Below are 16,333 nucleotides of genomic sequence, written 5' to 3'. Positions count from 1 at the left end.
ATGAAAAACTCACTTTTTTTAACAATAGGATTTTTATTTTTCACTTTTTATATTGCTGCTCAAAAAGTAGAAATATCATCAGAAATTAGACCACGTTTTGAAAATAGACACGGTTATAAAACGCTTTTAAAAAATGGTGAAGAAGGCGCTAGTTTTATCTCTCAAAGAAGCCGAGTTAATTTTAACTTTCAACAAGAAAATTTAACACTTGGTTTTTCTTTGCAAAATATTAGAGTTTGGGGAGATGTTAGTACTTTGGCTTCTGATGACAATGCAAATTCTTTTCATCAAGCTTGGGCAAATTATCAATTTTCTGATAATTTTTCTATAAAAATGGGAAGACAAGAAATAGATTATGATGATAGTAGAATTTTTGGTAATGTTGATTGGGCCCAGCAAGCAAGAAGTTTTGATGCTATTATTGCACATATAAAAACATCAGAAAATGGAAAACTAGATATTGGTTATTCTTTAAATAATGATTCGGAACAACTCATAAACTCCTTATACACAAATGTAGCAGGCTATAAAACTTTTCAATACGCCTGGTATCATAGAACTATAAGTAATTTAGGTTTAAGCCTTTTAGCCATAAATAACGGTGTTGAGTTTATAAATTCAAATCTAAAAGAAGATTTAAATTATTCTCAAACTTTAGGAAGTAGAGCTACTTATAATAATGGAAAAATGTATTTTGACGCAGCAGTTTATTTTCAAACAGGCGATATTTCTGGCGTCAAAATTAATGCCAACTATTTTGGTGGAAATTTGAATTATAAAGTTTCAAGTGCGTTTAATGTTGGTTTAGGTGTAGAGTATTTGTCCGGTAAAGACATGAATGATTCTAGCACTAAAATTAAATCATTTAATCCTTTGTACGGAACCAATCATAAATTTAACGGTTTAATGGACTATTTTTATGTTGGTAATCATATAAATTCTGTTGGTTTGTTAGATTTGAATGCTACTTTGGGGTATTCTAAAGACAAATTTACAGCAAAAATAATTCCTCATATTTTTTCATCCGCAGCTGACATTTATAGTTTTGGATCAAAAATGAGTAATAGTTTAGGAACAGAGGTTGATCTTGTTTTAGGGTATAAAATTGCCAAAAACGTAAATATAAATGGTGGTTTTTCTAAAATGTATGGAACAAGTTCTTTAGAGGTCTTAAAAGGAGGAGAGCGAACTGCAAATAATTCTTGGACTTGGGTAATGGTTGCTTTTAAACCAACTTTATTTGTATCGAAATAAAATAGTTTTAGTTAGTTTTTTTTAGTAGAAAAGCACCTTTTAAAAATTTAAAAGGTGCTTTTTGATTCTATCAAATACTAAAATTATCTAGTAATTGTTTGTTTTCTATCTGGACCAACAGAAACTATTTTTACAGGAACTCCTGTTTCTTTTTCTATAAAAGCAACATAGTCTAGTAAGTTTTTTGGTAATTGATCTGCAGAAGTCATTTTTGTTAAATCTTCTTGCCAGCCTTTAAATTCGGTATAATTTACAGAAACATTTTCTGGTTCAATGTTATAAGGGAAATGCGTAATCTCGTTTCCTTTGTAGTTGTAAGAAGTACAAACTTTTAAAGTTTCAAAACCAGAAAGAACATCACCTTTCATCATCATTAATTGTGTAACTCCGTTTACATCCACAGCATATTTTAAAGCTACTAAATCTAACCAACCACACCTTCTTGGTCTACCAGTTGTTGCGCCAAACTCATTACCAATTCGTGCCATTTCTACACCATCTTTATCAAATAATTCTGTAGGAAAAGGTCCAGAACCAACTCTGGTTGTGTACGCTTTAAATATTCCAAAAACATCGCCAATTCTGTTTGGAGCAACTCCTAAACCAGTACAAGCACCAGCTGCAGTTGTGTTTGACGAAGTTACAAAAGGATAGGTACCAAAATCAATATCTAATAAAGAACCTTGTGCGCCTTCTGCCAAGATTGTTTTTTTGTTTTTTATTGCTTGGTTTAAAAACTCTTCACTATCAATAAATTCTAAAGTTCTTAATTTGTCAATTCCTTTAATAAATTCAGCTTCTAATTCTTTTAAATTATATTCAACTTGAACATCAAAAAACTCAAGCATTTTAATATGTTTTGCTGTTAAAGCATCATATTTTTCTTTCCAGTTTTCTAATTCTAAATCACCAACACGCATTCCGTTTCTGCCGGTTTTGTCCATATAAGTTGGGCCAATTCCTTTTAAAGTAGAACCAATTTTAGCTTTTCCTTTTGAGGTTTCTGAAGCGGCATCTAACAATCGATGAGTAGGTAAAATTAAATGTGCTTTTCTAGAAATTAATAATGTCTTGGTATAATCTATATTGTGTTTGTCTAAATTTTCAAGTTCTTTTTTAAAAATTACAGGATCTATAACAACGCCGTTACCAACAACATTTAAAGCTGTTTTATGAAAAATTCCTGAAGGAATTGTGTGTAAAACATGTTTAAATCCGTCAAAAATTAAAGTATGTCCAGCATTTGGTCCTCCTTGAAAACGTGCAATGATGTCGTAATTTTTGGTAAGAACGTCTACAATTTTACCTTTACCTTCATCTCCCCATTGCAATCCTAGTAATAAATCTACAGCCATTAGTTGTGTTAATTTGTTGTTTGTCTTTGTTGTATAGTTGTTTGTTACTCTTTTTTCTTTTTAGTTCCGTAAAAATAAAGTGAATGATTTTGAATGTCAATATCAAATATTTCTTCAATTGTTTTTTTGATAACTTGAATTCTTGGATCACAAAACTCTTTAACTTCACCAGAATCTGTAAAAATTACATGATCGTGGTTTTTATCAAAATAACTTTTTTCGTAGCGCGCCATCGATTGCCCATCAAATTGGTGTTTTCTAACCAAATTACAATCTAGCAATAAATCTATGGTGTTATAAAGTGTAGCTCTGCTTACCCTATAATTTTTATTTTTCATTTTAATATATAATGACTCTATATCAAAATGTTCTTTGGCATCATATATTTCTTGAAGTATAGCATAACGCTCAGGAGTTTTTCTGTGCTTGTGCTCTTGCAAATACGAGGTAAAAACTTTTTTAACTACTTCTTGATTTTCAAGAGAATTACTCATGGTTTTATTTTTACTAAAAAACAAATTTACAGCTATTTCTTAATAAAAATAACCTTTTTTAGAAATGATATCTACAAACTGTTAACACGTACTATTTTTTTAACCCCTTCTACTTTTTCAATTTTTTTCATAAGTTTGTTTAATTGAGTACTATTTTTTACACTTAAAGATATTTTTCCGTCAAAAAAACCTTCATCCGCAGCAATATTTATACTGTTAATAAAAACACCCATATTATTAGAAATGATTCTAGTTACATTGTTAACAATGCCTTTATTATCGATACCTGCTATATGCAAAATTGCTTTAAAATCTTGTTTTGTAGAATCAATCCATTTAGCTAGCATAATTCTGTAAGCATAATTAGATTGTAATGAAATAGAATTTGGACAGTTTTTTTTATGAACTTTAATACCATCATTAATAGTCACAAATCCAAAAACTTTATCACCAGCTATAGGATTGCAACATTTAGAAAGTTTATAATCTAGTTTTTCCTCTTCTTTACCAAAAACTAAAGCGTCATATTTATCTGTAACTTCTTCTGCTGTTTCTAAGATCTCTTTAGGGGTGCTATTTCTTCTTAATTTAGATTTTAAGAAACTTACAAAAGCACCATTTCTTTGGGCCACAAAAGCTTTTAGCTGCGAGTTATCTATTGCGCCATTACCAAGTCTATAAAATAAATCGAAACTTGTTCTTAATTTAAAATAAGTAACTAATTCATTAACAACTTGGTCGTTAAAAGTAATTTTTAAATGACGTAATTTACGCATTAAAACAGCTTTACCTTCGTCTGCTACTTGCTTTTCGTCGTCTTTTAATGCAGCTCTAATTTTTGTTTTTGCTCTAGCTGTAATTACAAAATCTAACCATCTAGAGTTGGGTTTGTTTGTAGAACTTGTAATTACTTCTATCTGATCTCCACTTTTTAAAGTATGACTTAACGGAACTAATTTTCCGTTTACTTTTGCGCCTCTACATTTTAAACCAACATCTGTATGAATAGAAAAAGCAAAATCTAATGCAGATGCATCTTTTGGAAGCGATTTTAATTCACCTTTTGGTGTAAAAACATAAATTTCTTTTGAGTATAAATTCAATTTAAAATCTTCAACAAAATCAACTGCATTTAAACTTTGGTTTTCTAAAGTTTCCTTTAATTTATTTAACCAATTTTCTAAACCGCTTTCTTTTTCATCTCCTTGTTTGTATTTAAAATGTGCTGCATATCCTTTTTCTGCAATTTCATTCATCCTTTCCGAACGAATTTGAACTTCTACCCATTCTGCATCCGGCCCAACAACCGTAATGTGCAACGCTTCATAACCTGTAGATTTTGGTTGCGAAATCCAATCTCTTAAACGAGCAGGATTTGGTTTAAAATAATCGGTTACAATTGTGTAAATTTTCCAAGCATCAAATTTATCGTCATTAGAAGAAGGGTAGTAAATAATACGAATTGCATATTTGTCATATACTTCTTCAAAAGTTACGTTTTGATTTCGCATTTTTCTTCGGATGGAATAAATAGATTTAAATCTACCTTTTATTTCATAAGAAAAATTTTCTTTATCTAAACCACTTTTAATAGTGTTGGTAAAACGCTCTAAATAATTTTTTTGATCTTCTTTACTCTCTTTTATTTTATCAATAATTTCTTCAAAAACTTCTGGTTCTGTGTATTTTAAACCTAAATCTTCAAGTTCTGTTTTTATGTTATATAAACCCAGTCTGTGTGCTAAAGGTGCATAAATATATAAAGTTTCTGAAGCAATTTTTAGTTGTTTATCTGGTGGCATTGCATCCATCGTTTGCATATTGTGCAACCTGTCTGCAATTTTTATCAAAATAACTCGAACATCATCATGCAATGTTAAAAGCATTTTTCTAAAATTCTCTGCTTGAATCGATGCGTCTTGCTCTTTGTTTAAACGTGATATTTTAGTTAAACCAAGTACAATCCTTGCAATGGTTTTACCAAACATTTCTTCAATGTCTTCTATGATATATTTTGTATCTTCTACGACATCATGCAACAACGCACAAGCTATAGAAACGGCTCCCAAACCAATTTCTTTCGCTACAATTTTTGCAACAGCAATAGGATGATAAATATAAGGTTCGCCAGTTTTTCTTCGTTGAGAAGAATGTGCTTCTACAGCAAGATCAAAAGCTTTACGTATGAGTTCTTTATCTTCTTTTGATAAAATTTCGTACGTGCCTTTTAGCAAATCTTTGTAACGATTTGCAATTTCTTTATTTTCTTCTTCTACAGTTACCGTATACTCCATAAACTTAGGGACTAAATATTTTAATATCTAAAGTGAAGTTAGGAATAAGAAATTGAACAACCAAGAATTAAAGATTCTAAATTTTATTAAAAAAAGGTGAGATTTTTTTAGGTTTTAATAGATTTTAAATTGAGTTAAATTATGCGGGTAAACCATTAAAATTAGGTGCTATACTATTTCTCTAAATTTTCAATTCTTTCCAACAAAGTTGGATGTGAATAATGCACAAAAACGTAAGATTTATGTGGCGTTAAATTACTTAAGCTATTTTTTGATAATTTTTTAAGAGATGAAATTAAAGGCTTTGCAGCAAAAGTTTCTTTGGCAAAATTATCTGCCTGATATTCAAATACTCTAGATATATAATTCATCAGTAAACCTGTAATTTCTGATATCGGCGAATACAAAATTCCGAATGCAATTAAACCAATATGAAAACTAGGAATGGAAATGCCTAATGCTTCTGATAAAATTGAAGAATTGATAAATAGTGATAAAATAAACAACGTAAAACCTGTGAGTAGGATAGAGGAAGCTAAGTTAAAAACGATGTGTTTTCTTTTATAATGACCAACTTCGTGTGCTAAAACGGCTACAATTTCGTCAGTTTCTAAATCGTTTATTAAAGTATCAAAAAGTGTAATTCGCTTTTGCGAACCAAAACCAGAGAAATAAGCATTTGCTTTTGTTGATCTTTTAGAACCATCAATTACAAAAATATTATTCAATGTAAATCCAACTTTTTGGGCATATTTTTCTATTGCTGATTTTAATTCGCCATCTTCTAAGGGAGTTTGTTTATTAAACAACGGAACAATTAATTTTGCGTAAAATAGGTTGATCAACAAAGAAAAAACAGCTACTAAAACCCAAGCATAAATCCAAAAATTTTCTCCAGCAAATTGATAAAACCAAATAATTAAAGATAAAATTCCACCACCTAAAACAATACTCATCAACCAACCTTTTAGTTTATCAAGCCAAAATATTTTTTTAGTAGATTTATTAAATCCAAATTTTTCTTCAATAACAAATGTTTGATAATACGAAAAAGGCGTTGTTAAAAAATCCGAACCAAACATAATAACACCAAAGAAAATTAAAGCAACCAAAATAGGTTGATCTGTATAGCTTCTTGCAAAATCATCTACATATTTAAATCCGTCAGCAAAAAAGAAAACCAATGTTAATAGTATTGAAAATGTAGATGTTAAATTAGAAAATTTAGAATTTGTCTTTTTATATTCTTGCGATTTTTTATACTCTTGTTCCTCATAAACATCTGCTAGTTTGTCAGGAATTTTGTCATCAAAATGCTTTACATTTAAAGTGTCTAAAATTTTATCAACAATAAAACTGATAACAATTATTGCTATAAAAATATAGAATAGCGTAGTAGGTTGCATTATTTTTTAACTTTTTTACTAGCGTACATTGCAGCACCAATAATACCTGCATTATTTTTAAATTTAGCAACTTTTACTTTCACATCCGAAGTTAAATATTCTTTAAATCCATCATATCGTTTGCTAATTCCACCACCCAAAATAATAAGACTTGGTGAGAAAACAACTCTCGCGTAATTTAATAAAACATCAAAACGCAACGCCCAATTTTTTAGTGTTAATCCTTCTTTTTTTCTAACAGAATCCGCAGTAAAATATTCAATAATCTTTCCATCAGAATGCAACATTTTTCCAATTTCTAAATTAGGAATTAACTTTCCGTTATAAAATAAACCAGAACCAATTCCTGTTCCTATTGTAATTACAATAACAACTCCTTTTTCTCCTTTTCCTGCGCCTAAGTTTACTTCAGCAACTCCTGCTAAATCTGCATCATTACTAACATAAAACGGAATTTTACATTCTTTTTTAAATAATTTATCAACTTTTACATTAAGCCACTTTTCACTTAAATTACCAGTGTGAATACATTTGCCATCAACAATTGTAGTAGGAAAGCTACAGCCAACAACTTTTGTCCATTTAAAATGAGCTACCATTTCTTTTACAACTTTTGCCACAGCTTCTGGTGTTGCTGGTTTTGGAGTATCTATTCTGTGTCTTTCAGAAAGTAATTCTCCTGTTTTTGTATCAACAACAGCTGCTTTAATTCCTGTGCCACCAATATCTATTCCTAATACTTTCATTTTTTATATTTTAAAATCTCTTTGTCTTTTTGCTTCGAAAACAACAATTGCAGCAGCTACAGAAACATTCATAGAATCTATTTTTCCTTGCATTGGTATATTTATATTTTGAGTCGCATTTTCTCGCCAAATATCCGATAAACCAGTTGCTTCCGTTCCAACTACAATCGCTGCGGAATTGGTGTAATTTTCTTTATGATATTCATTTGAATTTTGCAGAGTTGCAGCAAATATATGGATGTTTTTTTCCTTTAAAAAAGTAATTACTTCTTCGGATGTTCCAACCGCAATTTGATTTGTAAAAACACAACCTACACTAGATCGTATAATATTTGAGTTGTACAAATCGCTTTTAGCATCGGCAATAAAAACGGCATCTACATTTGCAGCATCCGCAGTTCTTAAAATTGCGCCCATGTTACCAGGTTTTTCAATACTTTCTGCAACTAAAATTAAAGGATTGGCATTTTTAAATTGGATGTTTTTCAAAGAAAAATCCTTTGCTTTTGCAACTGCAATAATCCCTTCGGTAGAATCTCTGTAGGCTAATTTTTGATAGACCTCTTTTGAGATTTCAATTCTGTTGATGTTTTCATTAAAAAGATGTAAAATTTCATTTTCTGTGATCAAATCAGGATAAAACAGAATCGAATCAAACTGATATTTAGCAGCAATTGCCAATGATATTTCACGTTTACCTTCAATAATAAATAAACTTTGTTTTCTTCGTTCACGAGCTTTTTCTTGCAGTTTTAGCAAGTTTTTTATGTAAGAATTTTGAATGCTAGTAATTTCTTTCATTAGTACAAAGATACCTAATGTTAGGTATTGTTTGATGTTCATTTAATCAGAATCTTTGTAAGATAATAATTAATAGGCTAAATTTTTTGTTATTGATTGGTAGAAAAAAAAATAAACCCAGAAAAAGTTTGTGATTTTATTATTGTTAACTAGTCCAGCTTTAAGGCTCGCAAATTGCGAGCCTTTTTTTTTGAACTTATATAAAACTTATTATAATTAAAGTTTATCTAAATGTTGTTTTAGAAATATAAAATTCTAATTTAATAAAGTGATTAATTTTAGACAGCACAAATTACTTATTTGTAGGTATATTAATTACTTTGATTATGTTTAATATTTGTACTTTATTAATCTTAAAACATAATTTATGAAAAGTTTAAAATTTAATTTATTTCTAGTAATATTTTGTTTGTTTAGTCTTGGGATATTTTCTCAAAGTACAGCAGGATACACTTATCATGGAACAGATGGTGAAGTTTCTTTATATTATAAAGTTAGTGATTATGATGTAATATTTAGAGCTGTTAACCAGAACGAAAGAAGCGTTTACGTTAGAGTTCATAACGTAATTAGTAATTGGTCTAATGGTAAGAAAAAGAAAAAAACAGTAAATATTGGGTTTGTAAGATCTGGAGGAGCATCTAATAGAGGGGGTTTAAATTTAGATAATTATGCCAAATTAAAGAAATGGAGTTTTTCCGGTTGGGAATGGTCAACAAAACCTTTTAATGATTAATTTTATTTACGAATTAAATTTATAAAAAAAGGCTCGTAAATTTCGAGCCTTTTTTATTTAAAATCTATGTAGTTAATATAAATTCTGTGCTAATTGGTTTTATATTTATTGGCATACCGTTTCCAAAGTTTTGTTTGATGCGTTTCTAAGCTAATTTTTCTTCCTTGTATAAAAGCATCCGTTAAAATATTTGTTCTCATATCCAAAGCATCTCCTTCAGAAATAAATAACGTTGCATCTTTACCAACTTCTAAGGTTCCAACAAAATCATCGATTCCTAGAATCTTTGCTGTGTTTAATGTTAGCAACTGTAAAGCAACTTCTTTATCTAAACCATGGGCAGCAAATGTGCCTGCATAAAAAGGTAAATTTCTAGTATTCATACGCTCCATTTGTCCTTCCATTCCTAAACTTACTAAAATACCTTTATCAGTTAAAACTTTTGCAATTGTATAGGTATAATCATACGCATCGTCTTCTTGATTAGGATTTCTATGAGGTCTGTCTAAAATTACAGGAATGTTATTTTTTAGTAGCAAATCTGAAATCTTATCAGCTTCTTCACCATGAACTACTACAATATTTTCAATTCCTAGTTCTTTAGCAATTGTAATCGCATCCGTTATTTCTCGTTGTCCGCTTACATGAATAAATAACTTTTGAGAGCCATTAAATAAACCTTTAGTAGCTTCATAAGGCAAATGTTTCTTTATTTTTTCGCCTGCTAAATAATTTTTTGCATTTGAAAAATACAGCTTTATATTGTCAATTTTTTCAGTATATTTTTCATCAACTTTTAAAGCAGGATCTTCTCCCAACCACCATCGTCCAGTTTTAAAACTTGTAGGCCAATCCATATGAATTGCATCATCAACTTTAATAGCTGCGTCTTCCCAGTTCCAAGCATCTAATTGTACAATGGATGAAGTACCAGAAATTGTACCGCCTCTTGGTACAATTTGCGCCATTAAAACACCATTTGGTCTCATAGATTCTACAACTTTACTTTCTGCATTATAAGCTATTAAACTTCTAATATGTGGGTTGTTAGCACCTATTTCGTCTTCATCATCACTTGCTTTTACCGCATCAATTTCTACTAAACCTAAGGTTGCGTTTGCAGCAATAAAACCAGGATACACATGTTTACCAGTTGCGTTTATAACCGTTCCTCTTCTTGCAATTTTTACGTTTGCATTTCCTACAAAAACAATTTTACCTTCGCTAAACATAATCAAAGAATTTTCTATGACTTTTCCGTTTCCTAAATGCGCAGTTGCGCCTTCAATAGCATAATCGGTACTTTGTTTATCTGCTGGAGTTTGCTGTGCTGCGATGTTTCCTACTAAAAAGAAAAATAGCAAACTATATATTATTTTTTTCATCATTTTTAGTTTTTAAGTTCTTCTAAAGTATCACATTGAAAGTTGATGTCTTCTTTTTTCTTAGGTGCTTGTGTTTTTCCACCACTTAATTTTTCTTTTAACATCATGGTAACTAATTTACTTTTTTCTAGTGTGATTGCTTCACGTTTTTTGATGTCTTCATTTCTATCAAAAAATATTTTGCCTTCAATAATTGTTTTTTCCGCTTTTGCATAAATCGACATTGGATGATCGCTCCATAAAACAACATCTGCGTCTTTACCCACTTTTATACTACCAACTCTGTTATCGATATGTAATAATTTTGCAGGATTTATAGTAACCATTTTCCAAGCTTCTAGTTCAGACATTCCACCATATTTTACAGTTTTTGCTGCTTCTTGATTTAACCTTCTAGACATTTCTCTGTCATCAGAATTAATGGCAACCGTAACACCTGCATTGTGCATAATTGCTGCATTATAAGGTATTGCATCGTTAACTTCGTATTTATACGCCCACCAATCCGAAAATGTTGAACCACCAACGCCATGCGCTGCCATTTTATCAGCAACTTTATAACCCTCTAAAATGTGAGTAAAAGTGTTGATTTTAAAATTGAATTTCTCAGCAACTTTCATTAACATATTAATTTCTGATTGCACATACGAATGACAAGAAACAAAACGTTCGCCGTTTAAAATTTCTACCAAAGTTTCCATTTCAGCATCTTTTCTATATGGTTTTCCACTTTTCTTTAGAGTTTCGTATTCTTGAGCTCTCGTAAAATAATCTGTAAATAGTTGTTCAACACCCATTCTTGTTTGAGGAAAACGTGTTCCGTTAGAACTTCTAGACTGTTTTACATTTTCACCTAAAGCAAATTTTATAAATTTAGGAGAATTATCATAGATCATATTTTCTGCATTTTCTCCCCATTTTAATTTGATGATTGCCGAGCGACCACCAATCGGATTTGCAGAACCATGTAAAATTTGAGAAGTTGTTGTTCCTCCAGAAATATTTCTGTAAATATTAATGTCATTAGGATCTACAACATCCTCAATAGTAACTTCTGCGGATGAATTTTGTGCACCTTCATTGATTGATGATGCTGCAATATGAGAGTGTTCATCTACAATTCCGGCAGTTAAATGTTTGCCCGTTCCGTCTATTTCTGTAGCTCCTTTTGAACTTACGTTTTTACCTATTTTAGAAATTTTACCGTCTTTTAATAAAACGTCTGTATTTTCTAAAATCCCGTCTTTTTCACTAGTCCAAACAGTAACATTTTTAATAAGTAGTGTTTCGGTTTTAGGCTGTGTAAAGTTTCCAAAACCAATATTAGGATAACTAACAGGTAATACTAAAATTTCTTTATCATCAGAATCCTCTTCGGCATCTTCGTCCGTTTTTTCTTTCGATTTTTCTGCTACTTTCATTTCTGATTTTGTTTCATCCTCTTTTTTAACTTGAATACTTGCAGACCATGAAGATTTTTTTCCTTCTGCATCAAAAGCATCACCCTGTATTGCATTGGCATCATTAATAACTTTACCTAACATTCTTGTAAAGTTATCGTCATCATTTAAAGTAATCGAAATCCAATCGTCACTATAAGAGAATTTAGCTTTTAGTTTTTTATCACCTAGTTTAATAGTGGCAGTTTGTTTTGATCCTTTTCCTGTAATTGCTAAATCGTAATTTATGTTATTAACATACAACATATAATTACCTGTAATATCTTTAATGTCAATGTCATTAATTACATTTTTATCACCTTGAACCCAGTTTTCAAAAATGGTTGTTTTAGCGTCAAAAACATCACCAGAAGTAATTATAAAATTAGCATAACTTCCTGTTTTTAAGTTTCCTATTGAATTATTCCCGATTATAGCTGCAGGAATTGTAGTTAATGCAGCCAATGCTTTTTCTTTATCAAAACCGTATTTAATCGCTTTTTGCAAATTTTTATGAAACGATTTTACATCTTTTAACTTGTAAGTTGTCAATGCAAAATTTATATTATTTTTTGCAAGCACACTTAAATTTGAAGGTTCTTGATTCCATTTACGCATATCTCTTAACGAAATATATTGCGTTAATAGAGGATCTGAAACATCATACGCATCACTAAAATTAATCGGAATTATAAAAGTTGCATTCGTAGATTTAATATCATCAATTCTTTCAAATTCTTCTCCGCTTCCAACGATTGTATACTGAATTCCAAATTCATCACCCACTTTATCAGCTCTTAAAGCATCTAAAACGTTATCGGTTTCAAAAATCTGAATTAAATTTTTATTTCTATTTAAAGCTTCTAAGGCTAAATCTTTATTTTTCATGTTTCCTTTTGCATACCAATCTGCATCATTATACACTTGGCGCAATAAAGCCATCGCGCCCATTAGTGAACTAGGATAGGCTTGTCTCGATTTATTACTTTTAGAAAAAGATAAATACTGTGCAGATTTTGTGTCCAAAATTCTGTAAGCATTAGTAGAATTAGGATTTAAAGCAACCAATAAACCGCTTCCACGAATAATTCCGTCTTGTAAATGCGTATTTACAACTCCAAAACCAGCATCAATAAAACTCTTTGCTTGTTTAGCATCAAATTTAAAATCATCAAAAGAATTTGTTTCTGGTCTTATGTGATCGTTCCAATAATACCCTTCACGTTCAGCCTCATATTGACTTTCTCTAGAACCTCCAGATTGTCTTTTTGGCTTTTCAATTCCAAAATCAGCATATATATCAATAAAAGAAGGATAGATTGTTTTGCCTTCTAAATCTATTGTTTTTGTGCCTTTCGGAATTTTTACAGATGCACCAGCACTAATTACTTTACCGTCTTTAATAAGTAAAGTTCCTTTTTTAAGAACCTCTGTAGGTGTTACATAAATAGTGGCATTTGTAAATGCAAAAGTGGTACTTTCGGTGGTTTTTACACCTTCATCCGTAGGAAAGTAATCTTGTGCATTCGTGACAGAAAGCGACAAGAAAAAAAATAAAAATAGTAGTTTTTTCATGTAGTTTGATTTTATTTTTGAATTGCCCTAAATTTATTGATACCCTTTGTTATAAATGATTAATATTTTTAATTTAACAAAAGTTTAAGAAATCTAGATCTCTTTTGAAGTTTCAAAATAAGAGATAAATAAATCAACAACATAATTGTAAGATTGCACACCTTTACTTTGTTTGTTGGCTTTTAAGTAGGCATTATATCCTTTTTTAACAAGTGGTTCAAACAGGTTTTCATATTGTTGCCAGAACTCATTACTTGCGTTAAAATCTTTGAGAACTCCTTTATTTACAGATTGTATGAGTTCTTTAGCTTTTTTGGTGTCGCGTTTTCTAATTTCTGAAAAACAATACACAAAAGCCATTCTATAACTGGCATATTTAAAATACACATCGTTATTATAATTGGCGGCTAAAAAACCTACAAAATTTGCTTCATTTTCTGCTGCAAAACCTATTTGATGTGCCATTTCATGACAGGTGGTTGTTGGATAACTCGTTTTAGGAATTCTGTCATTTACTTGGGCTTCGCCAGTTAACGGATTTAAATAACCAGAAGTTCCGTTATAGGTTTGCAACAAACTCATTAAAGAACTTTTTACAGATGGATAGTTGTATTTTAATTGCGGAAAATCTTTAGACAAATGTTGGTATCCTGCAATAGCCATAGTATACATTTCTTTTTGCTGATAAGGATTTTTGACAAGTACAGAATCATTTTTTGTAATTTCTAAATGGTAGTAATTTAGCTTTTCAACAATGTGTTCAGTAACTTTTAGAAGTTGTTCTGTGGTATATTTTTGCTGATGATAATTCAAGTTCTTAGCCAAAGGTTCTCTGTAATAATTTAATCCCCAGAATAGATAAAAGCAAAAATAGACGACCGATAAAATTGCCGTAAAATGAATCATTTTAGGAATAAAATTTTTGAATCTCGTTTTTATCAAACGAAATAAAAACCGAATTAAAATAAACAGCCCAAAAGCCAATAGCAAATCACCAACAGAGAAAGGAACCCAACCAAAAACAATTCTAAAAAAGGATGAAATAAAAGGATAGTTTCCGTTAGAATAATACCGTTCAATAAATACAGGATTGTTAGTTACAACTTGCATTAAAAGAAGTTGAATTGGCAATAATATTGCTAAAATTATATGTGATTTATTCCATTTCATTGCTGTAAAAATAAGGATTCAATTTAGAAGTTGACTGGTTATTAACATGATAATAACATTTTTGTTTACAATAAATGTTTACAAATTAAAGTTATTAATTACAAAGCACATTGAACCTAAAAAAGTACATTTGTAACCATGGAAAAAACGAATCCTATAGTAGGTACAAAAATAGATAAATCAAGAATTATTAGTCTTGAAAAAGGGAAAATTCCGCCACAAGCAGTAGAACTAGAAGAAGCTGTTTTAGGAGCAATGATGATTGATAGAAAGGGAATTGATGATGTTATTGATGTTTTAAGTTCTGATGCCTTTTACGATTCTAAACACCAAGAAATTTATGCAGCAATTTATGAATTGTTTCAAAATTCTGAACCCATAGATCTTTTAACAGTTTCAAATTTATTAAAAAAGAATGGGAAGTTAGATTTTGTTGGTGGTGATTTCGCTTTAATTCGTTTAACTCAAAAAGTGGCTTCTTCTGCGCATATTGAGTTCCATGCTAGAATTATTTTGCAAAAATATATTCAGCGTAAATTAATTTCTATTTCATCAGAAATTATAGAAAACGCCTATGATGACGGTACCGACGTTTTTGAATTGTTAGACGATGCAGAGGCAAAACTTTTTGAAGTTACACAAGGAAACTTAAAAAAGAGTTCAGAAGATGCTGGTTCACTTGTAAAACAAGCTTTAAAAAAGATTCAAGAAATAGGTAATTCAGAAGGAATGTCTGGATTAGAAACTGGTTTTACTAAATTAGATGCGTTAACTTCTGGTTGGCAACCATCCGATTTAGTAATTATTGCTGCACGTCCTGGTATGGGAAAAACAGCATTTGTAATTTCGATGGCAAAAAATATGGCAATTGATTTTGGTCATGGTGTTGCTGTGTTTTCTTTAGAGATGTCTTCTGTACAGTTAATTACGCGTATGATTTCTTCGGAAACGGGTTTAACATCAGAAAAACTAAGAAAAGGAAATTTGGAACCTCACGAATGGGAACAATTAAATGTAAAAGTTAAGAAATTATCTGATGCACCTATCTTTATTGATGATACGCCATCGCTTTCTGTTTTTGATTTACGAGCAAAAGCAAGACGTTTGGTTTCGCAACATGGTGTAAAAATTATTGTAATTGATTATTTACAATTAATGACGGCAGGTGGAAAAGCAGGAGGAAACCGTGAACAAGAAATCTCTATGATTTCTAGAAACTTAAAAGCATTGGCAAAAGAATTAGCAGTTCCTGTAATTGCACTTTCTCAATTATCACGTGCTGTAGAAACGCGTGGAGGAAGCAAAAGACCTTTACTTTCTGATTTACGTGAATCTGGAGCAATTGAGCAAGATGCAGATATTGTATCGTTTATTTTTAGACCAGAATACTACGGAATGACAGAATGGGACGATGATGAGCATACGCCATGTGAAGGACAGGGTGAATTTATTGTAGCAAAACACAGAAATGGTGGTTTGGATAATATCCGTTTAAAATTTACAGGTCACTTAGCAAAATTCTCTGATTTAGAAGAAAGCTTTAGTTCTGAATTCCAATCTTCTATGAATGCAGATGTATCTCCAGATCACAGAATTGAACCAAAAGATGCTTTTGGTGATGATGATGACGATGATATGCCTTTTTAAATACTAAAGAATTTATAAAATTATAGAAATA

General features: G+C 30.5%; 12 protein-coding genes. 3 read left to right on the top strand and 9 right to left on the bottom strand.

Annotated features, from left to right (window positions below):
* Positions 1-1,254 carry an alginate export family protein gene (locus tag BTO16_RS05165; RefSeq protein WP_105020567.1) on the top strand — a complete coding sequence of 418 codons (1,254 nt, stop codon included), beginning with the start codon at positions 1-3 and terminating at the stop codon, positions 1,252-1,254.
* A gap of 83 nt (positions 1,255-1,337) precedes the next feature.
* On the opposite strand, the gene BTO16_RS05160 is transcribed toward BTO16_RS05165, so the two are convergent.
* The 6 genes from BTO16_RS05160 to BTO16_RS05135 form a co-directional block, all read right to left on the bottom strand.
* Positions 1,338-2,609, bottom strand: a complete 1,272-nt coding sequence (locus BTO16_RS05160; RefSeq protein WP_105020566.1) for an adenylosuccinate synthase — start codon at positions 2,607-2,609, stop codon at positions 1,338-1,340.
* A gap of 44 nt (positions 2,610-2,653) precedes the next feature.
* Complete coding sequence (locus tag BTO16_RS05155; RefSeq protein WP_105020565.1) at positions 2,654-3,103, bottom strand: Fur family transcriptional regulator; 450 nt, start codon at positions 3,101-3,103, stop codon at positions 2,654-2,656.
* A 71-nt stretch (positions 3,104-3,174) separates the two neighbouring features.
* Positions 3,175-5,397, bottom strand: a complete 2,223-nt coding sequence (locus BTO16_RS05150) for a RelA/SpoT family protein (protein WP_105020564.1) — start codon at positions 5,395-5,397, stop codon at positions 3,175-3,177.
* Between the two features lie 173 nt (positions 5,398-5,570).
* Complete coding sequence (locus BTO16_RS05145) at positions 5,571-6,803, bottom strand: M48 family metallopeptidase (protein WP_105020563.1); 1,233 nt, start codon at positions 6,801-6,803, stop codon at positions 5,571-5,573.
* The gene (gene ppgK, locus BTO16_RS05140) at positions 6,803-7,549 is read right to left on the bottom strand and encodes a polyphosphate--glucose phosphotransferase (protein ID WP_105020562.1); all 747 of its coding nucleotides are present in this window, start codon (positions 7,547-7,549) and stop codon (positions 6,803-6,805) included. Before ppgK ends, BTO16_RS05145 begins: the two co-directional genes overlap by 1 nt.
* Before the next feature lie 3 nt (positions 7,550-7,552).
* Positions 7,553-8,350 (bottom strand): TrmH family RNA methyltransferase, encoded by a 798-nt coding sequence (locus BTO16_RS05135; RefSeq protein ID WP_105020561.1) that lies wholly within the window; start codon positions 8,348-8,350, stop codon positions 7,553-7,555.
* A gap of 367 nt (positions 8,351-8,717) precedes the next feature.
* Between BTO16_RS05135 and BTO16_RS05130 the strand changes: the two genes are divergently transcribed.
* Positions 8,718-9,086: a hypothetical protein gene (locus BTO16_RS05130; protein WP_105020560.1), complete on the top strand. Its 369-nt coding sequence runs from the start codon at positions 8,718-8,720 to the stop codon at positions 9,084-9,086.
* Positions 9,087-9,175: 89 nt separating this feature from the next.
* Here the strand turns inward: BTO16_RS05130 and BTO16_RS05125 are convergent, their stop codons facing one another.
* The 3 genes from BTO16_RS05125 to BTO16_RS05115 form a co-directional block, all read right to left on the bottom strand.
* A complete protein-coding gene (locus BTO16_RS05125; RefSeq protein WP_105021514.1) occupies positions 9,176-10,471 on the bottom strand; it encodes an amidohydrolase family protein in 1,296 nt (431 codons plus the stop codon).
* Between the two features lie 5 nt (positions 10,472-10,476).
* Positions 10,477-13,485 carry an amidohydrolase family protein gene (locus BTO16_RS05120; RefSeq protein WP_211298199.1) on the bottom strand — a complete coding sequence of 1,003 codons (3,009 nt, stop codon included), beginning with the start codon at positions 13,483-13,485 and terminating at the stop codon, positions 10,477-10,479.
* Positions 13,486-13,578: 93 nt separating this feature from the next.
* The gene (locus BTO16_RS05115; RefSeq protein WP_105020558.1) at positions 13,579-14,655 is read right to left on the bottom strand and encodes a DUF3810 domain-containing protein; all 1,077 of its coding nucleotides are present in this window, start codon (positions 14,653-14,655) and stop codon (positions 13,579-13,581) included.
* 138 nt (positions 14,656-14,793) lie between these two features.
* Here BTO16_RS05115 and dnaB point away from each other — a divergent pair, with 138 nt between their 5' ends.
* The gene (gene dnaB, locus BTO16_RS05110; protein WP_105020557.1) at positions 14,794-16,302 is read left to right on the top strand and encodes a replicative DNA helicase; all 1,509 of its coding nucleotides are present in this window, start codon (positions 14,794-14,796) and stop codon (positions 16,300-16,302) included.
* Positions 16,303-16,333: the final 31 nt, after the last annotated feature.

It is taken from the genome of Polaribacter glomeratus, assembly GCF_002954665.1.
In the GTDB taxonomy this organism is placed as follows: domain Bacteria; phylum Bacteroidota; class Bacteroidia; order Flavobacteriales; family Flavobacteriaceae; genus Polaribacter; species Polaribacter glomeratus.
Note: the sequence above shows the minus strand (reverse complement) of the source record. Positions and strands in the feature narration are given on the sequence as shown.